Origin of the sequence: Mesorhizobium loti CJ3sym (genome assembly GCF_000472785.1) — a bacterium.
Classification (GTDB): domain Bacteria; phylum Pseudomonadota; class Alphaproteobacteria; order Rhizobiales; family Rhizobiaceae; genus Mesorhizobium; species Mesorhizobium loti_E.
Genome location: NZ_AXAL01000001.1, coordinates 782,596 through 809,048 on the forward strand (window position 1 = coordinate 782,596; position 26,453 = coordinate 809,048).

Sequence of the window (26,453 nt, forward strand, 5' to 3'; positions counted from 1 at the left end):
TAGTCTTGGCAAGACCATCGCAAAGTTCTGATGGATCAATGGACTTTCGCTGATGGTTCAACCTTACTCGGCCGCAACAAGCCCGGCCATCTCGCGGTTCTTCATTAGCTTGTAGACAATCGAATCCATCAACGCCTGGAACGAAGCGTCGATGATGTTCTCGGACACCCCAACGGTCCACCAGCGCGCGCCTGTGCCGTCATGCGATTCGATCAGGACGCGGGTGATCGCCTCGGTGCCGCCATTGAGGATACGCACCTTGAAGTCGGCGAGCTCGAGATCGACGATCTCGCTTTGGTATTTGCCGAGATCCTTGCGCAGCGCGATGTCAAGCGCGTTGACCGGGCCATGGCCTTCGGCGACCGACATCTTCTCCTCGCCATCGACCAGCACTTTCACGATCGCTTCGGACACCGTCTTCAGCTGGCCGTTGGCGTCGAAGCGGCGCTCGACCATGCAGCGAAAGGAGGTGACGTTGAAGAATTCGGGCAGGCCATGCAGCATCTTGCGCGCCAAGAGCTCAAAGGAGGCATCGGCGCCCTCATAGGCATAGCCCTCCGCCTCGCGCTCCTTGACGACCGCAATCAACGCGTCAAGCCGGTGATCGTCCCTGGGCACGTCGATACCGCGCCGCTTCAGCTCGGCAAGGAAATTGGCCTTGCCGCCCTGGTCGGAGACCATGACGCGGCGACGGTTGCCGACCGTTTCCGGCGGCACGTGCTCATAAGTCGCCGGTTCCTTGGCCAGCGCGGAGGCATGGATGCCGGCCTTGGTGGCGAAGGCCGAGGCACCAACATAAGGCGCCTGTGCTTCAGGGGCACGGTTCAGCAATTCGTCGAAAGCGCGGGACAGGCGCGAAATGCCGGTCAGCGCCTCGGCCGAAATGCCCGTTTCAAAACGATCGGCGAAAGCCGGCTTCAGCGCCAGCGTCGGGATGATCGAGATCAGATTGGCGTTGCCGCAGCGCTCGCCGATGCCGTTCAGCGTGCCCTGGATCTGGCGCACGCCGGCCTCGACGGCGGCCAAGGAATTCGCGACAGCCTGGCCGGTATCGTCATGGGCGTGGATGCCCAGATGATCTCCCGGTATGCCTGAGGCGATGACCTTGTCGACGATGACGCGGACTTCCGAAGGCTGCGTGCCGCCATTGGTGTCGCACAGCACCACCCAGCGCGCGCCGGCGTCATAAGCGGTCTTGGCGCAGGCCAGCGCATAGTCGGGATTGGCCTTGAAGCCGTCGAAGAAATGCTCGCAATCGACCATCGCCTCCTTGCCCGAAGCGACAGCCGCTTCGACCGACGCCTTGATCGAGCCGAGGTTCTCCTCGTTGGTGCAGCCGAGCGCGACGCGGACATGGTAGTCCCAGCTCTTGGCGACGAAGCAGATGACGTCAGACTTCGATTGCACGAGGGCGGCAAGGCCTGGATCGTTGGACGCCGACACCCCTGCCCGCTTGGTCATGCCGAAGGCGACGAATTTGGCCCGTGCCGTGCGTTTCTGCTGAAAGAACGCCGTGTCTGTCGGATTTGCGCCGGGATAGCCGCCCTCGACATAATCCATGCCGAATGCGTCGAGCAGTTTTGCAATCGCGATCTTGTCCTCGACGGAAAAATCGATGCCCGGCGTCTGCTGGCCATCGCGAAGTGTCGTGTCGAAGAGATAGAGGCGTTGCTTTGTCATGTCTGCGCGGGTGCCTGCGCACCCTCCTCTGGCCCGGAGGCCCATGTCATTTCTTGCCCGCGAACTTGTCCGTTGCCCGGATCAACTGATCGAGAATGCCCGGCTCCGAATAGGCATGGCCGGCACCTTCAATCAGATGAAAATCGGCCTTCGGCCAGGCCTTGTGCAATGCCCAGGCATAGTGCGCCGGACACGGCATGTCGTAACGGCCGTGGACGATGGTGCCGGGGATATCGCCGAGCTTGTGCGCATCGCGCAGCAACTGTCCCTCTTCCAGCCAGCCGGCATGGACGAAATAGTGGTTTTCGATACGGGCAAAGGCGATGGCAAAGTCGTCCTCGCCAAACTTGCCGCTGGTTTCCGGCTCCGGCAGCAGTGTGATGGTTTCGCCTTCCCACAGGCTCCAGGCGCGGGCCGCTTCCAGCTGCGCCTTACGATCCGAACCAACCAAACGCTTCCGGTAAGCGGCCATCATATCACCGCGCTCGGCTACCGGAATCGGGGCGAGGAAACGCTCCCACTTGTCGGGGAACATCTCGGACACGCCGAACTGATAGTACCATTCGAGTTCCGCACGGGTCAGCGTGTAGATGCCGCGCACCACAAGTTCGCTGACCCGATCAGGATGCGTCTCGGCATAGGCGAGCGCCAGCGTCGAGCCCCAGGAGCCACCGAACACCAGCCATTTGTCGAAGCCGGCCATCTCGCGCAAACGTTCGATATCGGCAACGAGATGCCAGGTCGTGTTGGCTTCCAGCGAGGCGTTCGGCGTCGATTTTCCGCAGCCGCGCTGATCGAACAGGATGACGTCATAAAGCTTTGGATCGAACAGCCGCCGGTGTTTTGGCGAAAAGCCGCCGCCCGGTCCGCCATGCAGAAACACCGCGGGCTTCGCGCCCTTGGTGCCGGACCGTTCCCAGTAGATCTGATGGCCATCGCCGACGTCGAGCATCCCGGAATCAAAGGGCTCGATTTCGGGATAGAGGGTACGCAATTGACTGCTCATAGCTGCAAACCTTTGGTCGGCCAGTCGGCCGTTTCGTGATCTGGATGCTGGAAGGAGATGATCTGCTCCTGCCTGGTGTAGAAGTCAGGATCCTGATGGATGGGCTGATCAAAGATCGTCTCCACCCAGGGCAGCCGCGCGGCATAGTTGACCTGGATTTGCGGCGCCAGATCGGAGCGGTCGTCGAAGGCGCCGATGGCGATTTCGAGCCCGCCGGGCTGGCGGTAGGTCAACGGCGTGCCGCAACGGGCGCAGAAGCCGCGATCGATGTTGACCGATGACTGGAAATAGCTCGGTTCCTCATGGGTCCATTCGACACCATCCTTGGGCACCGTCACCAGCGCTCCGAAAAACGAACCGAACTGTTTTTGGCACATGCGGCAATGGCAGATGGACGGGCGCCCGAGCGCGCCCTTGATGCGGAAGCGCACGGCGCCGCACTGGCAGCCGCCGGTTCGAACAGTTTCGGTCATGTTTTTTTCTCCGACGGCCATTGTTCGGTATCGTGGTCGGGATGCTGGTAGGAGACGAGATCGGCAAGGTATGGAGCCGACGACATGTCGGCCATCGTGTCCTCGCCCGGCAGGTCCGGAATGATGTCGACATAGGGCAGTTTTGCCTCGGTGCCCCACTGCATCGACGGCACGATTTCCCCAGGATTGTCGAAAGCACCGATTGCGAGCCCAATACCATCCGGCGCGGTGAAGGTCAGCGGCGTGCCGCAATTGGCACAAAAACCACGATCGACATGGCTGGATGAACGGAAATATTTCGGCTCGCCGCGCGTCCAGTCGAGCTTGGCGCCGCGCACCGACACCAGCGGCGCGTAGAACGAGCCGAATGCCTTCTGGCACATGCGGCAATGGCAGACCGATGCGTCGCCAAGCGCGCCCTCGACGCGGAAACGGACCGCACCGCATTGGCAGCCGCCCGTGTAGATCGGCCGGTTGTCGAGGCTCATGCCTTCCTCCAAATCCTGGGTTCACTCCGGCGCATGGCAGACGGCCTCGACATTGTTGCCGTCGGGATCGAAGACGAAGGCACCATAGTAATTCGCATGATAGTGCGGGCGCAGACCCGGTCCGCCATTGTCCTTGCCGCCGGCGGCAAGAGCGGCGGCATGGAAGGCTTCGACTTCGGCACGGCTGCGCGCGGTGAAGGCGACATGCTGATGGGCCTTCTGGCCATCCTTGCCTTCCTGCAGCCAGAACACCGGCCGATCGCGGCCGTAGCCGCCAACCTTGGCGCCGCCGGTGTATTCCAGCGGCACCATATAGAGCAGCGAGGCGCCAAGCGGCGCCATCGCCTTGTCGTAGAAAGCCTTCGAAGCGTCGAAATCGGCAACGTCGATGCCGAGATGGTCGATCATGAAAATGCCTCCCTTGCTGGTTCGTGTGCTGGCACTTCGGCACCAGCCAAGCCGGCCTCGATCGCGATGTGCTGGCAGACATTGTCGATATCGCGAATGACTTCGTCGTTCCAGAAGCGCAGGATGGTCCAGCCCAGAGTTTCGAGCCTCGCAGTCCGCGCGGCATCAGACGACGAAACCTCATGAGAAGCGTGCTGGGAGCCATCGAGCTCGACGATCAACTTCCTGTTGGGGCAAGCAAAATCGACGATATAGCCCGCGATCGGCATTTGACGTCGAAATGCCAGCCCCATAAGTCGGTGTGCGCGTATCTCATTCCAAAGCTTCAGCTCGGCGTCAGTCATAGCCCTGCGCATCTTGCGCGTATTGCCGCGATTGACGGGAGATACGCGATGATGGGTCATCGCGAGGCGCCCCCCTCTGTCCTGCCGGACATCTCCCCCTCTAGTGGGGAGATCGGCAGCCCCAGCGACGGCCTCCAATCATATACATTTGCGATTGGCGAAAGCAGAACCGACGTGCAATCTCCCCCCTTGAGGGAGAGATGCCCGGCAGGGCAGAGGGGGGCGCCTGGCACCACCCTCACCGCTTCACCTCCCACGTCGTCACACGCTCGCCGGTGGCCGGATCCTTGCCGTCCTTCAACTGGACACCATGCGCCAAAAGGTCGTCGCGGACGCGGTCGGCTTCGGCCCAGTTCTTGGCAGCGATGAGCGCGAGACGATTGGCGATTGCCTTGGCGACCTTGTCCTCATCGACCTCCGCCGAGGCGACATCGAAGCCAAGGAACAGGAGCGATGCCTTTAGTGCAGCAGCAGCTTCGTTGCCTTCTTCTGCCTCGCCCGCCAACTGCGTCAAAACCTGGAAGGCAGCGTAGGTGGCGAGGTCGTCCGACAGCACATCGATGACCTCCGCCGGCAGTTGCCCGGCCACCGGCGCCAGGTCCGCCGCACGTTTCCATTTGCGCAGCATGTTCTCCGCCTCTTCCAGCTTGCGCACGGAGAAGTCGATCGGCTCGCGGTAGTGCGTCATCAGCATCGCCAGCCGCAGCACATCGCCCGGCCACCGGCGGCCGCCAAAGGTCTCGGTCTCCAGCAGCTCGTGGATCGAATAGAAATTGCCGAGGCTCTTCGACATCTTCTGCCCTTCGACCTGCAGGAAGCCATTGTGCATCCAGACATTGGCCATGACTGATGTGCCGTGGGCGCAGCGCGACTGGGCGATCTCGTTCTCATGATGCGGGAAGATCAGGTCCAGACCGCCGCCATGGATGTCGAACACCTCGCCGAGATAGGCGGCCGACATCGCCGAGCACTCGATGTGCCAGCCCGGCCGGCCCCTGCCCCACGGCGAATTCCAGCCGGGCTCTTCCGGCGACGACAGTTTCCACAGCACGAAGTCGCCGGGGTTTTTCTTGTGGGCGTCGACGGCGATGCGGGCGCCGGCCTGCTGCTCGTCGAGATTGCGCTTCGACAATTGCCCATAGTCCGGCATGGATACCGTGTCGAACAGCACTTCCCCTGCCGCGACATAGGCATGGCCGCGTTCGATCAGGCTTCGAATCAAGGTGATCATGTCGGCCTTGCCGTCGGCGCGGGGCTCGACGAATTCCGTGGCGCGCGGTTCGACCGTCGGCTCCAGACAACCGAGCGTGGCGACATCCCTGTGGAACTGGTCGGCGGTCTTTTCGGTCACCCGCCGGATCGCTTCGTTGAGCGAAAGCGTCCCCGAAGCGATCTCGCCACCGAAATCACGCAGGGCGCGCGCGTTGATCTTGTCGTCGACGTCGGTGATGTTGCGCACATAGGTAACATGCGTCTGCCCATAGAGATGACGCAGCAGGCGAAACAGCACGTCGAAGACGATCACCGGCCTGGCGTTGCCGATATGGGCGAAGTCGTAGACGGTCGGGCCGCAGACATACATGCGGACATTCTGCGCATCGATGGGAACGAAATCCTCTTTCGTGCGCGTCAGCGTGTTGTAGAGGCGCAGGCCTTGCGATGCGTCGAACATTCCATGCTTTCCCGGTTCAGAACTCTATCTGGATGGAGCCAAGCCGCGCCGAGGCGCATCCGGACTCCAGCCTGCTGGCCGGGGCGTTTGTCCAATCTGGGGAAAGATGAGGCGAAAACGTCCGGTCCAGCGCGAGGCTAGCCAATAATGCAAATGCCACAAATGGCGAAAGACGTTTTCATGGGCGGCTTTATCGCCTTGGCCAGTGTTGCCGTCAAGCCGCTGATCCCAGGAAAAACATCGCCGAGACTGGCAAACCCGTCGCTCGATCACACGGAATCAGTCAGTGAAACATTTTATTAAACATGTCGGCACAGTCATGAAACATTCGCCGGCTAGATCACCAAGCGTCACGATTTGGTCGGAATCAGCCATCAAACGCAAACACGAAAACGTTACCAGGGAAGAGAATATGTCTCGAAGCAAGCAGGAAGCCAACCGCGCCAAGCAACCGGCGCTGGCCAACCACTATCGCGCAATCGGCCCCGCCGCGATCGTCGCTGCCCTTCTTCACACCGCGAAGAAGAAGAAGCCGGCACCCAAGATCGTATCGCCCCGCGCTGCCTGAAGCGATGCGCGACCGGCGCCAACGGCGCCGGGCATGAGGCGCTCATCCACGCCTCCAGATAACAGCTTCAGTCTTTTGCTGAGCATGATCTTTCCCGAAAACCGGGGCCACTTTTCGGGATCATGCCCTAAAACAAAGTCATCTGACTGTCGTCCGCGCCGGGCTTCTGGCGCTTGACCTTCTCGGGCTCCGGCCCGATCTCGCCCTTTTCTTGAATCTCCGGTCCAGTGTTGGCGACCTTGTTGACGAGGTCGGACACGGGGATAGCCACGAAGAAATCGCGTTGTGCCGGCCGCAGCAGGTCGGCGACATCGCGCGGCTCGAGCGTACGGCAATCCAGCCAGCGGGCGAAATCCCTGGGATTGATCACCACCGGCATCCGGCCATGGATATAGGCGATGTCGGCATTGGCGTTGACCGTCAGGATCGCGCCGGTGTCCATTTCCGAGCCGCCCGGCTCGGCATAGGTCTCGATCAGGCCGGCAAAGGCGACCAACCCGCCATGCCTGGGTCGGATCCAATAGGGTTGCCCCTTCTTGCCCCCTGTCTGCCGCCATTCATAGAAACCTGACGCCGGCACCAACGCACGGCGATGGCGCATGGCAGCCTTGAACGAGGCCTTTTCGATCGCACCTTCCGAACGCGCATTGAACAGCAGCGGAAATTCCCTGGTATCCTTGACCCAGGCGGGAATGAGCCCCCAGCGCACCAGCATCGGCTGCCGGTCCGGCAAATTGGAACCCGGCGCCCGCGGAACGCCGGCGGTCACCATCAACACCGGCTGCGTCGGCGCAATGTTGTAGCGTGCCGGGAAATCCTCCAGCTCGGCCAACCCCAGCAAGGCGGCCGTCTGATCCGGCGTGGCGGTCAAGGCAAAGCGTCCGCACATGATCGATTGTGCCCTTCGAACAATTCGGGTTGAAAGTGGCGATCGAACTGGCGTTGCGCAACCGCTAAAGCTTCACCATGCTGCGTGGTCCACAATAGACCTGCCTCCAATGAACTGATCGAGAACGGATGAACGCCGCACGCAAGACACTTCCGGCAGTTTCTGTCGCCGTGGTGCGTGGCGACACCGTGCTGCTGGTCAAGCGGGCACGGCAGCCCTCACAGGGGCTCTACGCCTTTCCGGGCGGCAAGGTCGAGGCCGACGAGACATTGGAGGATGCCGCGAAGCGCGAACTGCTGGAGGAGACCGGTTTGCGTGCCACCGACTTTCGCCCGCTTCGGGAAATCCATATCGACGGCAGGGACGACAACCACCCGGTCGATTACCGCCTGACGGTGTTCGGCGCCGCCTATGCCGGCGGCGAGGCCGTGGCCAGCGACGATGCCGAGACAGCCGCCTTCTATACGCTCGGCGAGATGGCCGCGCTGCCGCTTGCCGGTTCGGTGTTCGCGGTCGCCGAAGAACTCCTCGGTCCGCATTCAAACACCCTGACCCGGCCCTGAAAATCGCCTTGCAGGCGACAAATTGTTTCGCCACAAAGGCTTACATTATCTGGCCGGCCATAACGGCCTAGGCAGAGAAGCCTATGAACCGTCCGTCGATATTCCTCGCCCTTTGTCTCGCCGTCAGCACGGCCGCGTCGGCGCGGCCTGCGTTCAGCGCCGAGTCGCCGTTCGAGCCGGGGCTGATGCGGCTGGCAGAGGTTCTGGGGTCGCTGCATTTCCTGCGCAATCTGTGCGGCGAGAAGGGCGATCAGTGGCGTGGCGAGATGGAGAAACTGCTCGATTCGGAAAATCCGGACCCGGACCGGCGTGCCCGTTTCATCGCCAGCTTCAATCGCGGCTACCGCTCCTTCGGCGGCACCTATACCCAATGCACCGCTTCTGCCACCGAAGCCATCAGCCGTTACATGAAGGAAGGCGAGACGCTGTCGCGCGATATCGCCTCGCGCTACGGCAACTAGGCATCCGCCAACAGATATCCAGATCTGCGCCACCCGCGACAGACATATCCTGCTTGTGCCGGGCGATTTCTTGGTGCAATCCTGATGTGGCACTTCTGCAACAGTATTAACGAAACGTTACCGTGCAGATGCAGAATTAACTCAAACTGAAGGTTTTCGCCCCGCAGGCCGGTCTTATCGGCTAAAGTTTGAGCTGAATTGAATGGAGCTTCGCCAAGCGCAGCCGGCTTTTGTAAAGAACGATCAAAAAAATGTCGTATTTACAAATACTTACTTGAGGCTGCGTGTAAACGGAACAAATCAAGCCTGATCCGCTGATGGATCGCCGCTTGAAAGGGTGGACATCGCTTATGGAACATGCTGCCAACGACATCGACGCGCTGGTACGGGAAGAAAAACGCCTGACGGCGGTGGAGAGCCACAGCGAAGCTTGGGCTGAAGGGCTTTCGGCCGGCATCGAGCCCGAGATCATTGCCGAGGCGGCGCTCGAGACCGCGTTTGGCGAAATGTTGCGCGCCAATGGCGAGACATCGGCCCTTGCCCTGCTCGACCGCATGCGTGAAAAGGTGATTGGTGGTGCCTTCGACCCCGAGCGGCTGCGGCATTGAACCGATATCCGGTTCTTTGACGATCCAGTGCCGTTCGGGCATCATGCCCGTGAGCAAGGAGATACGGGCAGTGAATTATCCGATGTCAGGCGGGCCGAAGGGCCTAGTCCTCTACATCCGCCTCGCCGCTTGCTGCGCGGCAATTGCCTTGCTGACGTGCCTTGCCAGTAGCCCTGCCTATGCGCTGAGCGAGATCAAGCGCGAAGAGCTTCCAGCTCCCGTCACGCCATCCACGAATAACGAAGCGCCGGGAACCTCGATTCCCATGCCTGCCCCGGTGGGCAGGCCGCCCTCGACCAGCCAGCCGGCTGCGCCGGACGCCGAGCCCGAAGGTCCATCGGACAGCGGCAGCAACAGGCCGCGCGTCGATCCGGAGACGCCCCCGCCAGAGGTTGTCTACGACCTTGGCAAGCTGCCCGAGCCCGTGCGGCGCATGCATGATTTGATCATCGAAGCCTGCAAAAGCGGGGACATCGAAAAACTCAGGCCCTTGATCGGCAAGGGCGACAGCATGACCCAGCTGTCGCTGAGCGACATTGACGGCGATGCCATCACCTTCCTCAAGGGGCTCTCAGGCGATCCTGACGGCCAGGAAATCCTGGCCATTCTGGAAGAGGTGCTCAGTGCCGGTTATGTCCATGTCGACGCCGGGACGCCGCAGGAGCTCTATGTCTGGCCGTATTTCTTCGCGCTGCCGCTGGACAAGCTCGACGCCAAGCAGCGCGTCGAGCTGTTCAAGATCGTCACTGCCGGCGATTTCGACGACATGAAGCAGTTCGGCGCCTATATTTTCTACCGTGTCGGCATCACGCCCGCCGGGCAGTGGACCTTTTTTGTCGCCGGGGATTGAGCAGCCCTCCTCAAAGGAGAGCAAGGAAGGCTAGGCGGACAGCGCCTCGGAAAACTCGACCGCCCTGCCCTGACTTGGCGTCACGATCTCGCCTTCCCACATGACGCGGCGGCCGCGAATCACGGTGCCAACCGGCCAACCGGTGACTTGCTTGCCATCATAGGGCGTCCAACCTGCCTTCGAGCCGGCCTGCGCATTGGTGATGGTCTCGCGCCGCTTCATGTCGACAATGGTAAAGTCGGCATCGTAGCCGGCGGCGATGCGGCCTTTTCTGGCCATGCCAAAAATGCGCTGCGGGCCGTGGCTGGAGAGATCGACAAAGCGCTGCAGGGTGAGCCGCCCCGCATTGACGTGGTCGAGCATGATCGGCACCAGCGTCTGCACGCCGGTCATACCCGAGGGCGAGGCCGGATAGGGTTTTGCCTTCTCGGCCAGCGTGTGCGGCGCGTGATCGGAGCCGAGCACGTCGACGATGCCTTGCGCAATGCCATGCCAGACGCCGTCGCGATGGCGGGGGGCACGCACCGGCGGGTTCATCTGGATCAGCGTGCCGAGCCTGGGATAGTCGTCGGCACTCAGCGTCAGATGGTGCGGCGTCGCCTCGCAGGTCGCGACATCCTTGTGCTGTTCGAGGAGCAAGATTTCCTCGGCGGTCGAGATGTGCAGGACGTGGATGCGGGCGCGGGTCTGTCTGGCGATGCGAACCAGCCGTTCAGTGCATCGCAAGGCAGCGATTTCGTCACGCCAGACCGGATGCGATGACGGATCGCCTTCGACACGCTCGCCAAGGCGCTCGCGCAGGCGAAACTCGTCTTCCGAATGAAAGGCGGCACGGCGGCGGGTGTTTCGCAGGATCGAGGCGACGCCTTCGTCATCCTCGACCAGCAAATCGCCGGTGGACGAACCCATGAAAACCTTGATACCGGCAGCGCCCGGCAACCGTTCGAGTTCGCCGACATCCCTGGCGTTGTCGCGGGTACCACCGACCCAGAACGCGAAATCGCAATGCATGCGGCTGCTGCCACGCCGAACCTTGTCGGCAAGCGTTGTCTCGCTGGTGGTCAACGGGTTGGTGTTGGGCATCTCGAACACGGCGGTGACGCCGCCAAGCACCGCTGCCCGCGAGCCCGTTTCCAGATCTTCCTTGTGCTCCAGTCCCGGTTCGCGAAAATGCACCTGGCTGTCGACGACACCCGGCAGGATGTGCAGGCCGCGGCAGTCGATCGTCTCGCCGGCCGAGGCCTGGCGGAGATCGCCTATTGCCGCGATACGCCCGTCCCTGACACCGATGTCGCGGGCACCTTCGCCGTCATGATTGACCACAATGCCGCCTGTCAGGATGAGGTCGTAGGTCATGGCCATGCTCTCTTGCGGGGGGAGTGTCAGCGGCTTACGTAATGACCAACCGTTTTGCAAGATCAGGCTTTTATCCGTGCCATGCCCTTTGCCCTGCTGAAAGACCGCGCGCTCATCTCCGTCTCAGGCCCGGATGCCGAGCACTTTCTGCAAAACATCCTGACCACCGATCTCGACGCGCTGACCGCCGGCGAGGCCAAGCCCGGCGCGCTGCTGGCGCCGCAAGGCAAGATCATGTTCGACTTCCTGATCTCGCGTGCCAGTGAAACCGACCTCCGGCTCGAATGCCGAGCCGACATTGCGGATGATTTCGTTCGCCGGCTGATGCTCTACAAGCTGCGCGCCAAGGTCGAGATTGCCAAGTCGGAACAGGCGCTTGTCACCCTTGCGTGGGGAAAAGAGTCAATCGCCTCAAAAAGTGATTCAATTGCGGTTGCCGACAGGCGCTTTGCCAATGAAAGCGTTACGCGCTCCTATGCCGGCACCGCAGATACCGGCGACGTCGCCGCGTGGCAGGCCTTGCGCATCGCCAACGGCATTGCCGAAAGCGGCGCCGACTATGCATTGGGCGATGCCTTCCCACATGACGTGCTGCTCGACGAGACGGGCGGTGTCGGGTTCAGGAAGGGCTGCTATGTCGGGCAGGAGGTCGTCTCGCGCATGCAGCATCGCGGCACGGCCAGGCGGCGCGTGCTGATTGTCCAGGCAGAGCTTGCCCTGCCCGCTTCGGGCACCGAGCTTACGGTCGAGGGACGGCCGGTCGGTACGCTCGGCTCGATCGCCGGAGCTACCGGACTTGCCATTGCCCGCATCGACAGGGTCAAGGCAGCGCTCGACGCCGGCCAGCCGATCCTGGCGGCCGACGTACCCGTGACCGTGGCCATTCCTGCCTGGGCCAAATTCGGATTTCCTCAGGAAGCCGTCAGCGCGGAGGAAGCCTGATGGCGGCGGATCGTACCGGCGCGCCGCCACGCGCCTGGCAACGCATGCTGTCCGGCCGTCGGCTAGATTTGCTCGACCCCTCGCCGCTCGACATCGAGATTTCGGACATTGCCCATGGGCTGGCCCGCGTCGCGCGCTGGAATGGCCAGACCAGCGGCGAGCATGCGTTTTCGGTCGCCCAGCATTCGCTGCTGGTCGAGTCGCTGTTCAACGACCTGGTACCCCGGGCTTCGGCCGCTGACCGGCTGTCGGCGCTGCTGCACGATGCGCCTGAATATGTCATCGGCGACATGATCTCGCCGTTCAAATCGGTGATGGGCGGCAGTTACAAGGACTGCGAATTGCGCCTTCAGCGCGCGATCCATTTGCGCTTCTCGCTGTCTCCCGAACCGGCTGCGGCGTTGCGCAGGGATATCAAGCGCGCCGACCAGATCGCCGCCTATTTCGAGGCAACGCTGCTTGCCGGCTTCTCGACCGCCGAGGCGACCGAATTCTTCGGCCGCCCGCGCGGTTTTTCCGCTGAGCGCTTCGACTTCACGCCACGCTCGGTAACCTGGGCGCAGAATGCGTTCCTGAAGCGATTTTCGGCGATCGAGAAGTCGCGGCACCAGGTTTCGACGCCGGCGGTTGGGTAGAAAAACGCTAAATTAACCGGAAACGTCAACAGTGCGGTGTTGGATCACGCACCGCAGGCGCGCCTCATGCCCGTCGTGGACGTCAAGAATGGTTCGGTCGTCCCGAAGCGGGTGGCCGAAGGCGTGGGGCACTCGCGCCGTATGGAAGACGAACTGCGCGAACAGAACGAACGCTTTTCAGCCGCTGTCGAGAACATGTCGCATGGCCTGTGCATGTTCGACGCCGACGAGCGCATGATCATCTGCAACGGCAACTACATCAACATCTTCTGCCTCGACGCCAGGCTGATGCGACCAGGCATCCGCTTCATCGATATCCTGCGGCACAGCGTCGACATCGGCATCGCCTCGCAAAGTGCTGACGAGCTCTATGCCATCCGCAAACCCTATATCGACCAGGCCAAACCCTCGACCTACGAAGAGACGCTGTCTGATGGTCGCATCATCAACATCTCGCACCGCCCGCTTGCCTTGGGCGGCTGGGTCTCGATCTACGAGGACATCACCGAACAGCGGCGCGCCGAACAGGATCTCAAGGAGCAGCATCGCCGTTTCGACGCGGCACTCGCCAACATGTCGCAAGGCCTGGTGATGTACGACGCGGGCGGCAAGATGATCGTGCGCAACCGGCGTTTTCTGGAGCTCTACAACGTCACGGCGGCGGACTTTCCGCTTGGAACGACGCACCGCGACGCGCTCGAACGGTTGCTGGAACTCGGCATCTATACGAAGATCGACGTCGACAGCGAGGTCGCCAAAACCGAAGCCTACCTGGCAGCTGCAAAAATTCATTCGGCTTATCGCTATCTTACCGATGGCCGGACGGTTCTGGTCACCCGCCGGCCGATGAGCGGCGGCGGCTGGGTGGTGACCTTCGACGACGTCACCGACCGCCGCCGCACCGAAGAGCGCATGATCCATCTTGCGCATCACGACACGCTGACCGGACTGCCCAACCGCTCCATGTTTCGCGAACGGCTGGACCTGGCGCTTGAGGATGCGGCGGCCACGCCGTTGGCGATCTTCTCGCTTGATCTTGATCGCTTCAAGGTGGTCAACGATACCTGGGGCCATCCTGCCGGCGACTGGCTGTTGAAATGCGTGGCCGAGAGGCTGCAGCGCTGCCTGCGCAATGAAACAGACATCGTTGCCCGCTTCGGCGGCGACGAGTTCGTGGTCATACAGTTCAATTCCAGCGGCATTGCCGATGCTGAAAAACTGGCGAAGCGCATCGTCGAGGCAATCGTCAAACCGTTTCGTGACAAGAGCCGGGAGATGCATGTCGGCATCAGCCTGGGCATTGCCGTTTCTCCCGACAATGGCAGGGATGCCGACACGCTGCTGAAAAACGCCGATACGGCGCTCTATCGGGCGAAGAGCGAAGGGCGCAATCTCTATCGCTTCTTCGAGCCCGCAATGGACGCCATGGTGCAGGCCCGCCGGGCGCTCGAGGTCGACCTCGAGGCCGCACTGCCACGCCAGGAATTCGAACTCGATTTCCAGCCCATCATGAACATCGCCTCCGGCGAGATCAGCGGCGCGGAGGCCTTGATACGCTGGCATTCGCCAGCACGCGGCATTGTCGCGCCGGACGCATTCATTCCGGTCGCCGAAGAAACCGGACTGATCGTGCCGCTTGGCGAATGGGCGCTGAGGAAAGCCTGCACGGCGGCGGCAAGCTGGCCTCCCGGCTTGCGCATTGCCGTCAATGTCTCGGCCGTGCAACTCAAAAGCGGCGGGTTTGCCCGCAGCGTCATCTCGGCGCTGGCCTTTTCTGGCGTACCGGCCGGGCAGCTGGAGCTGGAAATCACCGAAACCGTGCTGATGGACGAGAGCAAGGCGGTGCTCAAGACGCTGCGACAATTGCGCGAACTTGGCATCCGCATCGCGCTGGACGATTTCGGCACCGGCTATTCCTCGCTCGGCTACCTCAGGCGTTTCCCTGTCGACAAGATCAAGATCGACCGTTCGTTCGTTCGCGACATGGGCAATCGCCACACGGCGGCGATCGTTCGCACCATCATTGGGCTCGGCACCGAGCTTGGCATTGTTGTCACCGCCGAGGGCGTCGAAACCGAGCTGCAACTCGACATGCTGCGCGACAATGGCTGTGTCGAGGCGCAGGGTTATCTAATCGGCGTGCCGTCAAAGGCGGCGGCCATCCAGCGCCTGTTGAAGTCGCGTGCAGCCAACAGCCAGACCGGCTGATCCTTCGAGGGCACATCGCCGAGTTTTCAAGCCCCGCCTTTTATTGGGGGATTGGTTGCCAGCTCGGTCTTGACAGGTGGGCAGCCATGAAACCGGCGACGGCTTCGACCTTTGCCGGGCGCGAGCGGGCCGACGGCGTTACGAAATACAGCGCGCCCCTCGGCAAAGTCCAGTCGGTCAGGATCGCTTGCAACCGCCCGTCGGCAAGATATTCACTGGCAATGAACTCCGGCAGCTCGGCTATCGCCGTCCCGGCCAGGACCGTTGGAACCAGCGCTTCGGCATTGGTCACGCGCAGCGGCCCGGACGGCGTGACGGCCTCTTCGTCACCTGCGGCATTGCTGAAATGCCAGACATCCTGGCGCGGCCGATAGGCATAGCCAAGACAGTGATGCGCGTCGAGGTCGCGTGGCGTAACCGGCCGACCATGCCTGGCTAGATAGGGCGGTGCCGCAACGATGAACGGGGCGATGTTGCACAAGCGCCGGGCAACCAGCGAGGAATCCGGCAACACGGCAATCCGAAGTGCTGCGTCGAACCCCTGACCGATCAGGTCAACGACTTCGTCACTCAGATGCATATCGATCGACACGTCGGGATAGAGCTTGAAGAAATCAGGAAGCAACGGCGCCACCCACCGCAACCCGAACGCCATCGGCACAGCCAGACGGACAAGGCCGCGCGGATTGGCCGACAGTTCGCGGGCCGCATTCTCGGCATCCTCCGCGTCACGGTAGAGGCGCGACGCCCGCTCAGCGAGCTGACGCCCGAAATCCGTGAGCGCCAGGCGCCGTGACGTCCGGTTGAATAGCCGCGCGCCAAGCCGCTCCTCCAGGCGGCTGACACCGCGTGACACCGTCGCCACCGACAGGCCGAGCACGCGTGCGGCAGCGGCAAAGGATCGCTCCTCCGCGACCTTGGCGAACATGGCCAAGCCTTCAAAATCCGGGATTTTCGACATCACCAATCCTGCAATGATTATTTGCAAGCATTGCTATTTCGAAAGGCTCCACCTGTCCATATGTGTCTGTCACCTCAACAGGAGTGACGGAAATGACAACGAAACTTGAAGGAAAGATCGCCGTGATTACCGGCGGCAGCAGCGGCATCGGCCTTGGCATCGCCAAGCGCTTCGCCATGGAAGGCGCGCATGTCTACATTACCGGGCGGCGCAAGGCCGAGATCGACAAAGCTGTCGCCGCAATCGGCAGGAACGCCACCGGCATCCAGGCCGACTCGACCAGTTTCACCGATCTCGACCGGCTCTATGCCCAGGTGAAAGCACAAAGCGGCCGTATCGATGTGCTCTCGGTCAATGCTGGCGGTGGTTCCATGCTGCCGCTCGGCCAAATAACCGAACAGCACTTTGATGACACGTTCGACCGCAACGTCAAAGCCGTATTGTTCACGGTGCAGAAGGCGCTTGGATTGCTGGTGGACGGTGGATCGGTGATCCTGACCGGTTCGACCGCCGGCTCAACCGGCACCGCAGCGTTCAGCGTCTATAGCGCGTCGAAGGCGGCCCTGCGCAATTTTGCCCGCAGCTGGATAATCGACCTGAAGCAGCGGCGGATCCGCGTCAACGTCCTCAGCCCAGGCCCGACCCGCACAACAGGCCTGGCCGAGCTTGCCGGAACTGAAGCCGAACAGCAGAAAGGTTTGCTCGAGTTCCTGGCTACCCAAGTGCCGCTGGGCCGGCTCGGCGACGCTGATGAGATCGGCAAGGCGGCGGTGTTCCTGGCCTCGGACGATTCCAGCTTTGTCACCGGGGCCGAGCTGTTCGTCGACGGCGGTACGGCTCAGGTCTAGCGCGTTTCACCGTTTCACAGAAACGGTGAAACGCTCTATCTCCTTGTTTCTACGCAATTCCCAAGGGAAAGCGCTACGCGCTTTTCCCGGGAAAACCGTTTCACACGTTTCCTGGAATTGCTCTAGCCCGGCATGCCGGTCGTCCTCAAGCAGGCGCGACCGGTTGCCGACTGCGCATCATCATCTATGCAATGTCTCGATGTATTTCTCGTGGAAACGGACATAGCCGGGCTCGACCACCTTCAGATGCAGCTCGATCAGCGCGTGAAACCGCGGCAGTTGATGAAACGGCACGCCGGGATAGGCATGGTGCTCGGCATGGAACGGCATGTTCCAGGCGAGCTTGCGCACCACCCAATTGGTCAGCGTGGTTCTTGTGTTCTCCAGCATGTTGGCAACGAACGGACAGCGGCCGTGCTCGGCCAGCAAATAGAGGCGCAGAAAGGGCTGCCCGAGCAGTGCGGGAATGATCCAGACATAGAGAAGCACTGTGAGCCGGAGATACACGGCGAGCAGAAGGACGACAGCGTAGAAGGCAATCATGGCGCGTGCCTCGGCTCGCACCTTGGGTCGGCCTTTCGGCGGCACATAGCTTTCCTGGCTGCCACCAACTGCATTGGCGTAGAGCGTCCTGAGATGGCCCCACCACAGCGGGATGCCAGACACATGCACGAGATATTGTCGCAGCGTTTCCGGTTTGGGAAAGGCCAGTTCCGGATCGTTCTCAGGATCCTGCGTGTATCGATGATGGGCGAAATGGAAATAGCGGAACCAGTCGGCCGGCAGCGCGAGTGCCAGGCTGCACACCCGCGCCACGGCATCGTTCAGCCATTGCTTCTCGAACGCGGTGCGATGAACCGTCTCGTGCAGAAGCGTGAACAGGAACACGATCAGGATGCCTTGCGGCAGCATCAGCAGCGGCCAGAATGGCACTCTCGCGGCGATCAGCGATCCAATGACCACAATCGCACCCCAGTGGGCGCCGAGCTGCAAGAGACCCGCGACATCGGATTTGGCGGTCAGGCGACTGCGCTCTTCAGGGGTCAATGAGGCGATTATGTCGCGATGGTCCATCGGCTTCGATCCAGACTGGCGATTTGATGGTGCCCACCCTAGTCGGTGAAAAAGCTTTCCAAAAACGACGATTCCTGCAATTTAGATAAGCTTACCTTATCTATCTGGCGATCATGGTCACATCTCCGTCCCTGAAAGGACTTCAGGCTTTCGAGGCCGCGGCACGCGCAGGCAGCTTTGCCGCGGCAGCGGAAGAGCTTTCGGTTTCGGCCGCCGCCGTCAGCCAGCTTATCCGTACCGTCGAGGAACAGATGGGGCGCAAGCTGTTTCATCGGGTCAACCGCAGGGTTGTCCTCACCGAGGCCGGCGTGGAGATGCTGCCACGGCTGACCATGGCCTTCCAGGAAATCGGCAGTGTCTCGCGCGAACTCAGCGGCGATGCATTTCGCCCGCGCCTGGTGGTTTCGGTGCCGCCATCCATGGCCATGGGTTGGCTTTCGCAGCGTCTGGCCGGCTTCGTCGCCAGCCATGGCGCCGCCGACATATCGCTGCGCGGCGATGATGATCCGGTGCCGTTCGACCATGGGCTGATCGATATCAGGCTCTCCTACGGTCCGCACTATCGCGAGCACCCGACCGAGGACATCGTCCGGGACGCTGTCTATCCCGTATGCGCGCCAACGCTTGCCAGCGCGGTCAAGACGCACGGCGGTCCACTCGCGGGGCTGCCGCTGATCCACACCGACTGGGGACCGACCGGCGCCTCGTTTCCGTCCTGGCGCAACTGGTTCGACGCTGCCGGTGTGCAACCCGGCCGGGCGGCGCAACGAGGCCTGTCGGCCAACTCGTCGCGCGCAGCCCTCGACCTTGCCATTTCGGGGCTGGGTGTGGCGCTAGCGCAAGGAGTCTATTGTGCCGAAGCGTTGGAGGATGGCAGGCTGGTCCGGCCCGCCGTCAGGTCGATCGCGTTGCGCCAGCCCTATTGCCTGACGATTCCGGAGCGCAGCGGAAGACGCGACGTGGTGGCGGTGTTCCGCGCCTGGTTGATCGAGCAATGCCGGCACGCGGTGGGCTCGCCGGCGCTCCGTTGAAGACTTGCGGCTCAGAAAGATGGGCGGCCATGCGGCCCACTTAGAGATGAGCGGCCAATGCCGCTGTCATATCCTTGTTCGTCGCCACGGGAATGATCTCGAATTCCACCAGGTCGGCCCATTCGATGACCCAGCGCTGCAACAGCGTGACATCATCGGCTTCGACCAAAAGGAAGCAGCGGCTCATATCCGCCGCGATCCAGGAGTGGTGCACGACAAGCTCGTCCGGCTTCAGCCGGCCACGCTCACCGAAGCGGCGATAGATCTCCTTGCGATCGCAGCCGATGAAATCCTCAATGACGATGAACTGCATAGTCTGCCCTCAATTAAATCAACGTCCCGGCCGGTCGAGCCGTTCGAGGAACCATTGTGTCAGCCGAACCCAGACCTCGTCCTTCTCGCCGGAATCCTCCCAGCCATGGTCGAGATTGGGGTTGTCGTTGACCTCGATGACGAAGACGCCGTCCTTGGTCTCCTTGAGGTCGACGCCGTAGAGGCCGTCGCCGATGCAGCGCGCGGCCTTGACCGCGGTCTCAACGACATGGGGCGGCGTTTCCTTCAGCGTGAAAGTCTTGATGCCGCCCTGGTCGGGCTTGCCATTGGCCTTGTGGTTGACGATCTGCCAGTGCTTCTTGGCCATCAGATAGTGCACGGCAAACAGCGGCTGGCCGCCGAGCACGCCGACGCGCCAGTCATATTCGGTCGGAATGAATTTCTGGGCGATCAGAAGGTCGGAATCCTCCAGCCATTCGGTCGCAAGCCGTGTCAGTTCCTCCAGATTCTCGCATTTCTTGACGCCGCGCGAGAAGGAGGAATCCGGGATCTTCAGCACCAGCGGAAAGCCCAGCGTCTGTGCGGCCAGCTCGAAATCGGAGGTGCCGGCAATCATCACCGTCGGTGGCACCGGCACCTTGTTGTAGGCCATCAACTCATTGAGATAGACCTTGTTGGTGCAACGGATCATCGACAGCGGATCGTCGATGACAGGCATGCCTTCCTGCTGGGCGCGGCGGGCGAAACGATAGGTATGGTTGGAGATCGAAGTCGTCTCGCGGATGAACAGCGCATCGTAGTTCGCGAGCTTGGCCAGATCCTTCCTGGTGATGGGTTCGATTTCGACGCCCATCTTTTCGGCGATCTTGGCCCAGTAACGCAGCGACGAGATTTGCGACGGCGGCAATTCCTCATGCGGATCGACCAGCGTGGCGAAGGTGTAGCGCGCCGGCGTGCGGCCCTTGGTGTCGCGCCACTCGCGGTTGGTGTAGGTCTCCAGGCACTGGATGAAGCTTTTTTCTTCGTCCTCGGTCATCCGCGCCAGCGGATGGAAGCCGATCTTGCGGATCGAGGCCCATTCGGCGCTGTCCTTGATGTGGACTTCGAGCGCAGGCGCCCGGAACCAGTCGAACAACAGCTTGGCGAAGCGGTCCCAGACCTTGGACGGACCGATGCCAAAGAAGATGCAGACCTTGGCCGGAAAGGCGCCGCCGAGATCCTTGCGGCATTTGTTCAGCGCCAGCTCCAGTTCCGGCAACGCGTGCTCGTAGAGTTTGCGTTCCGACAGGTCGATCATCGTCTCGACGGTCGGGATGACCTTGTGGCCGCGCGAACTCGCCAGCAGCGAGGCATAGTAGCCACGGCTCTGATAGGCGTAGTTGTTCGACAGGTTGATGACCTTCGGCCGCTGTCCGCGAAACAATGAGGGATGCGCGAGATAGTCGCGATTGGTGATGATCTTGTGCGGTGTCGCCACCTGGTCGAGATCGCTCTGCCGGCCGGTAAGGATGACCCAGGTCATTGTGTGTCGCGCTTCCCCAGAGTGATGGCGGCGCGCAGTCCGTCGCGGCCGAACTGCGCCATGTTCATGAAGATGCCGTAGGGCACGGGAATGTTGGCGGCATCAAGGATGGTTTCCTGCCTTTCGTCCTCGACCCAGGGATCGTGGATCAGAATATGGTCGCCATCATCGCCAATGGCCAGCACCCAGTGCGGCACCTTCTTGCCAAACATCAGGAAGCCGCTGATCAGCACCAGCACCAGTTTTCCGCCAGCGATCGCGGTTCTGATATCATCGATGGTGAACGGGCGGTAATTCACCGGGATACCGTAAAGTTCCGCACGGCGGCGAAAGTCGACCTGGGCCAGCTCCATCACCCGGCGCTTGTCCTCGCTGCGCACCGATTGCAGGAACAGCGCGCCGTAGAAGGAAACGAAAATCTCTGCCGCGAGTCCACTTTCGTATCCCGAGACGGCCAAGCCGAATGGCTCGCAGCCGCCCGGTCCCGACATCATGAAGACAGTGGTCGCCTCTCGCCAGAGCCGGATTTCCATCACCGGATCCGGCACGAAGCCGCGGTCGAAATTGGCCATCGCCATCATCAGGCAGCATGGGCCGCAAGTGAACTCGCAGGTCTGCTGATAGAACGGCACCCGGGTGGCGATCGGAACGTCGCCGCGCAGGGTTCTCTCATAACGAAGCGCCGTCGCGCCGTCCTCGTAGTAGCCCGGCTCACGGCCGATCTTGCGGTAGCCGGCCTGCTCGTAGATGCGGATGGCGCGGCCATTGTCCTCGCGCACTTCGAGACGCAGCATCATGCGGTCGTGTTCGAATGCAGCCTCCTCCGCTGACGCAAGCAGCATGCGGCCGACACCCAGCCCGCCAAAAAACGGGCCCGTGGCTATGGAATAAAGCCGTGCCACCCCACTGCCCTTGCGAAACAGCACGATCGCGTAGCCGGCGACGCGGCCATCGACTTCGGCGACCAGCGTCTCCGCTGTCTCGCGTTCGATGAACAGACGAAAGGAGCGACGGGAAATGCGGTCGCTCGAGAAAACGGCTTTCTCGATGGCGGCGAGATCATCGACGTCAGACGCGCGGGCCGTGCGGATCTCGGCAGGCATGCGACTTGAGAAAACCTCGATTGGGTTGCGGAAACGGCCCGGTCAAAAGCGTCGCAAACACCGGCCGAAGCGCCGGTATTCATCAAGCGCTATCGCTCCTTGATTAGGGCCGAATTGTGACAGTTTCCGCCGCGGCAGGGAAGCGCGCCGGCTTTGAACAGGATCGCTATTTTGAAGAGCCGCCGGCGACGAAAATTGTGGCCAGCTCAGCTTGCAAGGCCTGCCATAAGCTGGCCGTAAGCGCTCCTGGCCACGACCGCCAATTGCTCGCGCGGCAGCGAGCCGACGACGGCGCAGCCATAGCCCTTGTCCAGCCAGTAGACGGCCTGCGGGCCGTCCTGCGCCGAGGCATAGGTGCCCTTGGCATTCTCCGTCGATTCCGCGGTGACGAAGAGGGATATGCGCTCGCCCTTGTCGTCCTCGTAGAGCAGCATCGCGGCCTTGCTTTCGCCGGCCGGCAGCAAGCGGCCACCAACCAGTTGAAAACCGTTCGCGGTTAGGTCCGGTGCGACCAGCTTCAAGCCAACCCGATTGGACAGCCAGGTCTGCAGATGATCCTTGTCGCTGGCCGGCACTTCCACCGCATGCCGCTTCTCGGCGGCGTAGATGACATGGGCGGCGATTGCCTGTTCGGCTAGCTGATCCTCCGCCGGGTCCTCCTGGCCGATGCCGTCAATGCCGGCAAAGTAGCCGCCAAATCCGCCGGTGGCCAAAAGCACGGCAGCGGCAGCGGCAAGCCACCAGCGTGAGCTTGGCGCAGCCGCCTTGACCGGCGCCTCGCCGAGCACCACCTGGCGCAAGCGTACTGGTACAGCCTCGTCCAGCACACCAGCAAAGGCTGCGCGCAACGCCTCCCGGTCGGCGGTGAAGCGGGCGCTTCTGGCCTTCATCTCGGGATTGGCTTCGAGCCAAGCATCGTAAGAGGCACGCTCATCGGCCGGCAGTTCGCCGTCGAGCGCCATATGGATGTCACGTTCGGAAAAATCGCGGCGGATCATTTCTCGACGATCCTTATCGCACGGCGGCGCGCCGTATCGTCCAGCAAGCCACGCAATTCCTCACGCCCGCGCGCAATGCGCGACATCAGCGTGCCGGCGGGCACGCCCAGAATGTTGGCGGCCTCGGCATAGGAAAAGCCTTCGATGGCAACCATGACAAGGGCCGCGCGACGATCGGGGCTGATCGCCTGCAACGCGTCGATGATCTCGCGCGAGGCGATGCCCTCCAATTGCTCGGCCGGCTGGGCCACCCCTTCGCCCGCCTCCAGCGGCAGCATTGCCGTTTCGCCGCGGCGATTCACCTTGCGCATCTGGTCGATGAACAAATGATGCATGATCGTAAACAGCCACCTCCTGGGGCTCTCTCCTGTCTGCCAGTTGTCGAGCCGCGTGAGTGCGCGCTCGAGGCAGTCCTGAACGAGGTCGTCGGCAGAATCGCGATCGCGCACAAGCGAGCGTGCGTAACGGCGCAGGCGCGGTATTTCGCCAAGGATTGCTGCCTTCTTTTCGTCCATGACCGCTGGTTCTGAGGTCGCCCTTGTAAATCCCAATTGAACGCGCCTTCCCGGCGCGACGCAAGCGGCCAGCGCGAAGCGGTCCGCCGCCCCGGTCACCCAAGCAATGAGATAACGCTGGCGGGTGTCGGTTTATTCCCGGCTCATTGAACTGTCGTCATCCCTGCTCGCTGACCGACATTTTCTCCTTCGCCGCGCGCGTCAAAAGCCGCTGGTAGAACAGGCCGATGCCGATCAGTACGGCGCCAAGCCCGATGAAGGACAGTGCCCTGAGCACGCCTTCCAGTTCCGACATGTCGAAGAGGAAGACTTTCACCACCGCAATCGCAATCAGCGCTGCCGAGGCGATACGCAGCACCTGCGATTTCAGCCAGACGCCGGAGGTAAGCAACACCACGCCGATGACCAGCCAGAGCGCCGAATAGGTGTAGGTCTCCAACTGGCCAAGTCCGCTCCACAGACCGATGAACTCGCCCTTGAACAGGCGACGGACCGACAGTGTGGCATAGGCGAAGGCAAGCACTGCCGCCACCAGCGCCAGCATCTGCGCATACCATTTCGGCCGCTTATCCCTGGCAAAGAGTGCCAGCCCGCCGGCCGCGACGGCCGGCAGCAGATAGGCCAGGAACAACAGGTTGAACACCGGGATGCGGCCGGTCGATCCGTCGGTAAGCAAAGGGTTCAGCTGCAGGAAATGCTGGAAGACGATGAAGGCAACCGAGAGCACACCGGCGGCCATCGAACCGTAGCGCAGCACCGAGCTTGGCGAGCGCATGTCGATGGCGACCAGTATGGCGCCGGCGCCGATGGCGATCAGCGTGTAGATCGCCTGTTCGGCGAGCGTCACGGCGCCTGTTTCGATGACGCCGCCATGCATGGCGTGGCGCACCAGCATGGCGACGGTGAGCAGCGCGAAAAGTGCTGCACCCGCCTCCATGGCAAGGCGCGGCCGGCCATTTGTGGTGCGCGCGAGCTGCCAGGCCGTGAAGCCGAAGGCGAGCGCCGGGACGCTGTAGCCCGGCAGCAGCCAGTTGAACACCGGTGTCGTCGACAGGAATTCGGCGCCGACGATGGTCGGGTCGAAAGCAACGCGGCCAAGCACGGCGATCACCGTGCCGACCGAAATCCAGCCGAGCACCGGATAGGAGCGCCAGCGGGTGGCCAGCGCCGGCACAATCGCCGCGGCACCAAGCAGAATGGTGGTCCAGCCGGAATCGAAAGCCATATGCAGCATCAGGAGGCCAGCGATCGCCGCGCCCCCCAAGGCGAATGAAACAGCCACGCTGCCCTTGAGCGGCGGCTCTTCAGCCCGTGCGATCCACTCGCCGCCGGCGGCAAAAACCACGACCAGCGAAGCGGCGACCGCGGCGTAGGCAAAATCACGGTCGAGATTTCCGTAAGTGAGCCACAGCGCCAGCAGGATGACCAGCGGCGCAGCGATGCCCCATGCCGCCCAGCATGCCGCACGGATCTGCGCGACGGCGGCGAAACGGCGGGCGGCCCAGAAACCGGCGGCGACAAAGACCAGGCCGAGGCCAATACCAATGCGCAGCGTCAAGGCATTTCCGGCTGCTACCTGCAGGCCGTCAAAGCCTATGTTACCCTGGGATAAATCGGTGCCGATGGTGGTGGGCGGAATGATGCCGAGATAGATCATCACGCTCACCACCCCAGCGGCGTGCAGCAGCGGCACGGCGCGCGGCCGGTAGAGTGCGGTGGCGACAAGGGCGACGAGGACCAAAGCGCCCGGCAAGGCATCGCCGGCGGCGACAAGTGTGGAGTCGACGGACAGGCCGAGTGCTGAAAACGCGACAAAAACGCCCGGCACGATCGATGGCCAGTCGAAACCCTTCTTTGCAGTTTCCGCTTCACCGCCGCGGCTTCCCAGCCAGACGAGAGCAAGCACCGCCAGCGTCACCGCGTTGATGAACAGGATGACGGCAAGGTCGGCACCGGGCGCATTCATCATGTAGGCGATGGTCCAGGCGCCGGTGCCAAAGAAGGCGGCTGCCATCAGGAACTTCCAGTCGCGCATGCGTGCGATCACCGCCGTGGCGGCAAGCACGATGGCGAGATAGACGAACAGCGCCCATGGATTTGGCGCCTGCGATGACACAAGCGCCGGCGTCGCCATCGAACCGACGAGACCGATGCCGGCCAGGGCCTGGCCGTGGACGAGAGCAGCGACAATCGTCGTCACGCCGATGGCGCCGAGCACGGTGAAGGCGAAGGCCGGGCCGACGAAGCCGTAAATGGCATAGGCGGCGTAGACCGTGCCGAACAGGATGAAGGCGCCGGCCGCGGTCAGGATGGCTGGAATATAGGCGCCGGCGACACCTTGCACCGGCACCTTGAAGCCGGTGCGACGGATGAACTCGCCGCCGGCGACCAGGACGAGCCCGAGCAGCGCTGCCATGATGAGCCGCACGCCGGGGCCGAAAATGCCGGCCTCGATGGTGTAGCGGATCAGGAACAGCCCGCCCAAAGCCAGCGCGATGCCACCGACCCAGACCGCCCATCGGGTGCCGAGTGCTGTTTCGACATCGGACTGGCGGGCGGCTTTTGCTGCTGTGGCGGGCTTGGCAGGCTCTGCCACAGTCGGGGCTGCCTCGCCAGCCGACGACGGTCCGGACACAACCTCAACGGCCTCGATAGCCGGCGCTTGCGCGGCCATCTCCGGCTCGCCAGCCACCGGCGCGGCGATTTCGGCCGCTGCCGCAGCTACCGGGGTCGCATCGGCCGGCTTACCTTCGGTGGCGGCTTGTTCGAATGGCTTGGCCGCCTGCGGCACCACACCTGAAAGAACGAGGCTGCGCAGTGCGCCAAGTTCGCGCTCGATCAGGCCGATGCGGCCCTGCTGGCGTGAAATGATGACGAACAAAGCGATGATGGCGACAAGGCCAATCAGGCTCTCAAACATGGCGGTTCCCCCAAACCAGGCCAGTTTTCACTGACGTTTCGTCTCACTGACATTCAA

General features: G+C 62.3%; 28 protein-coding genes. 11 read left to right on the plus strand and 17 right to left on the minus strand.

Annotated features, from left to right (window positions below; genetic code table 11):
- Nucleotides 1-63: 63 nt before the first annotated feature.
- The 7 genes from cimA to cysS form a co-directional block, all read right to left on the minus strand.
- Nucleotides 64-1,680, minus strand: coding sequence for a citramalate synthase (gene cimA / locus A3A9_RS0104245; RefSeq protein ID WP_027057658.1), 1,617 nt, complete (start codon nt 1,678-1,680; stop codon nt 64-66).
- 46 nt (nt 1,681-1,726) lie between these two features.
- Nucleotides 1,727-2,686: a prolyl aminopeptidase gene (gene pip, locus A3A9_RS0104250; RefSeq protein WP_027057659.1), complete on the minus strand. Its 960-nt coding sequence runs from the start codon at nt 2,684-2,686 to the stop codon at nt 1,727-1,729.
- Nucleotides 2,683-3,159: a GFA family protein gene (locus A3A9_RS0104255; RefSeq protein WP_027057660.1), complete on the minus strand. Its 477-nt coding sequence runs from the start codon at nt 3,157-3,159 to the stop codon at nt 2,683-2,685. The genes pip and A3A9_RS0104255 overlap by 4 nt, the downstream gene beginning before the upstream one ends.
- A complete protein-coding gene (locus A3A9_RS0104260) occupies nt 3,156-3,647 on the minus strand; it encodes a GFA family protein (protein WP_027057661.1) in 492 nt (163 codons plus the stop codon). The genes A3A9_RS0104255 and A3A9_RS0104260 overlap by 4 nt, the downstream gene beginning before the upstream one ends.
- Nucleotides 3,648-3,668: 21 nt before the next feature.
- Nucleotides 3,669-4,055, minus strand: a complete 387-nt coding sequence (locus A3A9_RS0104265) for a VOC family protein (protein ID WP_027034444.1) — start codon at nt 4,053-4,055, stop codon at nt 3,669-3,671.
- On the minus strand, nt 4,052-4,459 hold the full coding sequence (locus A3A9_RS0104270) for an endonuclease domain-containing protein (RefSeq protein WP_027057662.1): 408 nt from the start codon (nt 4,457-4,459) through the stop codon (nt 4,052-4,054). The genes A3A9_RS0104265 and A3A9_RS0104270 overlap by 4 nt, the downstream gene beginning before the upstream one ends.
- Nucleotides 4,460-4,637: 178 nt before the next feature.
- Nucleotides 4,638-6,071 (minus strand): cysteine--tRNA ligase, encoded by a 1,434-nt coding sequence (cysS, locus tag A3A9_RS0104275; RefSeq protein WP_027057663.1) that lies wholly within the window; start codon nt 6,069-6,071, stop codon nt 4,638-4,640.
- A gap of 162 nt (nt 6,072-6,233) precedes the next feature.
- Between cysS and A3A9_RS45100 the strand changes: the two genes are divergently transcribed.
- Nucleotides 6,234-6,374, plus strand: a complete 141-nt coding sequence (locus A3A9_RS45100; protein ID WP_202596346.1) for a hypothetical protein — start codon at nt 6,234-6,236, stop codon at nt 6,372-6,374.
- A 109-nt stretch (nt 6,375-6,483) separates the two neighbouring features.
- On the plus strand, nt 6,484-6,639 hold the full coding sequence (locus A3A9_RS45105) for a hypothetical protein (RefSeq protein ID WP_082221857.1): 156 nt from the start codon (nt 6,484-6,486) through the stop codon (nt 6,637-6,639).
- A 127-nt stretch (nt 6,640-6,766) separates the two neighbouring features.
- Here A3A9_RS45105 and A3A9_RS0104290 read toward each other — a convergent pair whose 3' ends face one another.
- The gene (locus A3A9_RS0104290; RefSeq protein ID WP_027057664.1) at nt 6,767-7,528 is read right to left on the minus strand and encodes an SOS response-associated peptidase; all 762 of its coding nucleotides are present in this window, start codon (nt 7,526-7,528) and stop codon (nt 6,767-6,769) included.
- A 128-nt stretch (nt 7,529-7,656) separates the two neighbouring features.
- On the opposite strand from A3A9_RS0104290, the gene A3A9_RS0104295 reads away from it, so the two are divergent.
- The 4 genes from A3A9_RS0104295 (at nt 7,657) to A3A9_RS0104310 (ending at nt 10,010) form a co-directional block, all read left to right on the plus strand.
- Nucleotides 7,657-8,091, plus strand: a complete 435-nt coding sequence (locus A3A9_RS0104295; protein ID WP_027057665.1) for an NUDIX hydrolase — start codon at nt 7,657-7,659, stop codon at nt 8,089-8,091.
- An 83-nt stretch (nt 8,092-8,174) separates the two neighbouring features.
- Nucleotides 8,175-8,552 (plus strand): TIGR02301 family protein, encoded by a 378-nt coding sequence (locus A3A9_RS0104300; protein ID WP_027057666.1) that lies wholly within the window; start codon nt 8,175-8,177, stop codon nt 8,550-8,552.
- 350 nt (nt 8,553-8,902) lie between these two features.
- Nucleotides 8,903-9,160 (plus strand): hypothetical protein, encoded by a 258-nt coding sequence (locus A3A9_RS0104305; protein ID WP_027057667.1) that lies wholly within the window; start codon nt 8,903-8,905, stop codon nt 9,158-9,160.
- A gap of 70 nt (nt 9,161-9,230) precedes the next feature.
- Complete coding sequence (locus A3A9_RS0104310; RefSeq protein ID WP_027057668.1) at nt 9,231-10,010, plus strand: hypothetical protein; 780 nt, start codon at nt 9,231-9,233, stop codon at nt 10,008-10,010.
- Between the two features lie 30 nt (nt 10,011-10,040).
- Here the strand turns inward: A3A9_RS0104310 and A3A9_RS0104315 are convergent, their stop codons facing one another.
- Nucleotides 10,041-11,372 (minus strand): dihydroorotase, encoded by a 1,332-nt coding sequence (locus A3A9_RS0104315; protein WP_027057669.1) that lies wholly within the window; start codon nt 11,370-11,372, stop codon nt 10,041-10,043.
- Between the two features lie 75 nt (nt 11,373-11,447).
- Between A3A9_RS0104315 and A3A9_RS0104320 the strand changes: the two genes are divergently transcribed.
- The 3 genes from A3A9_RS0104320 (at nt 11,448) to A3A9_RS0104330 (ending at nt 15,151) form a co-directional block, all read left to right on the plus strand.
- Nucleotides 11,448-12,308 (plus strand): YgfZ/GcvT domain-containing protein, encoded by an 861-nt coding sequence (locus A3A9_RS0104320; protein ID WP_027057670.1) that lies wholly within the window; start codon nt 11,448-11,450, stop codon nt 12,306-12,308.
- Nucleotides 12,308-12,943, plus strand: coding sequence for an HD family hydrolase (locus A3A9_RS0104325; protein WP_027057671.1), 636 nt, complete (start codon nt 12,308-12,310; stop codon nt 12,941-12,943). Before A3A9_RS0104320 ends, A3A9_RS0104325 begins: the two co-directional genes overlap by 1 nt.
- A 66-nt stretch (nt 12,944-13,009) precedes the next feature.
- Nucleotides 13,010-15,151 carry a putative bifunctional diguanylate cyclase/phosphodiesterase gene (locus A3A9_RS0104330; protein WP_027057672.1) on the plus strand — a complete coding sequence of 714 codons (2,142 nt, stop codon included), beginning with the start codon at nt 13,010-13,012 and terminating at the stop codon, nt 15,149-15,151.
- Nucleotides 15,152-15,191: 40 nt separating this feature from the next.
- Here the strand turns inward: A3A9_RS0104330 and A3A9_RS0104335 are convergent, their stop codons facing one another.
- Entirely contained in the window at nt 15,192-16,112 is a 921-nt protein-coding gene (locus A3A9_RS0104335; RefSeq protein WP_027057673.1) for a LysR family transcriptional regulator, read from the minus strand.
- A gap of 92 nt (nt 16,113-16,204) precedes the next feature.
- On the opposite strand from A3A9_RS0104335, the gene A3A9_RS0104340 reads away from it, so the two are divergent.
- Nucleotides 16,205-16,960, plus strand: coding sequence for an SDR family NAD(P)-dependent oxidoreductase (locus A3A9_RS0104340; protein WP_027057674.1), 756 nt, complete (start codon nt 16,205-16,207; stop codon nt 16,958-16,960).
- Nucleotides 16,961-17,140: 180 nt separating this feature from the next.
- Here A3A9_RS0104340 and A3A9_RS0104345 read toward each other — a convergent pair whose 3' ends face one another.
- The gene (locus A3A9_RS0104345; RefSeq protein WP_027057675.1) at nt 17,141-18,034 is read right to left on the minus strand and encodes a fatty acid desaturase family protein; all 894 of its coding nucleotides are present in this window, start codon (nt 18,032-18,034) and stop codon (nt 17,141-17,143) included.
- Nucleotides 18,035-18,147: 113 nt separating this feature from the next.
- Here A3A9_RS0104345 and A3A9_RS0104350 point away from each other — a divergent pair, with 113 nt between their 5' ends.
- Nucleotides 18,148-19,065, plus strand: coding sequence for a LysR substrate-binding domain-containing protein (locus A3A9_RS0104350; RefSeq protein ID WP_027057676.1), 918 nt, complete (start codon nt 18,148-18,150; stop codon nt 19,063-19,065).
- Nucleotides 19,066-19,105: 40 nt separating this feature from the next.
- Here the strand turns inward: A3A9_RS0104350 and A3A9_RS0104355 are convergent, their stop codons facing one another.
- From A3A9_RS0104355 to A3A9_RS0104380, 6 genes are all read right to left on the minus strand, one after another.
- Complete coding sequence (locus A3A9_RS0104355) at nt 19,106-19,378, minus strand: DUF3303 domain-containing protein (RefSeq protein WP_027057677.1); 273 nt, start codon at nt 19,376-19,378, stop codon at nt 19,106-19,108.
- 18 nt (nt 19,379-19,396) lie between these two features.
- Nucleotides 19,397-20,860 carry a RimK family protein gene (locus tag A3A9_RS0104360; protein ID WP_027057678.1) on the minus strand — a complete coding sequence of 488 codons (1,464 nt, stop codon included), beginning with the start codon at nt 20,858-20,860 and terminating at the stop codon, nt 19,397-19,399.
- Nucleotides 20,857-21,963: a peptidase C39 family protein gene (locus tag A3A9_RS0104365; RefSeq protein WP_027057679.1), complete on the minus strand. Its 1,107-nt coding sequence runs from the start codon at nt 21,961-21,963 to the stop codon at nt 20,857-20,859. The genes A3A9_RS0104360 and A3A9_RS0104365 overlap by 4 nt, the downstream gene beginning before the upstream one ends.
- Before the next feature lie 206 nt (nt 21,964-22,169).
- A complete protein-coding gene (locus tag A3A9_RS0104370; RefSeq protein WP_027057680.1) occupies nt 22,170-22,961 on the minus strand; it encodes an anti-sigma factor family protein in 792 nt (263 codons plus the stop codon).
- Nucleotides 22,958-23,476, minus strand: a complete 519-nt coding sequence (locus tag A3A9_RS0104375; RefSeq protein ID WP_027034427.1) for a sigma-70 family RNA polymerase sigma factor — start codon at nt 23,474-23,476, stop codon at nt 22,958-22,960. The genes A3A9_RS0104370 and A3A9_RS0104375 overlap by 4 nt, the downstream gene beginning before the upstream one ends.
- A gap of 157 nt (nt 23,477-23,633) precedes the next feature.
- Nucleotides 23,634-26,396 carry a DUF2339 domain-containing protein gene (locus tag A3A9_RS0104380; protein ID WP_027057681.1) on the minus strand — a complete coding sequence of 921 codons (2,763 nt, stop codon included), beginning with the start codon at nt 26,394-26,396 and terminating at the stop codon, nt 23,634-23,636.
- Nucleotides 26,397-26,453: the final 57 nt, after the last annotated feature.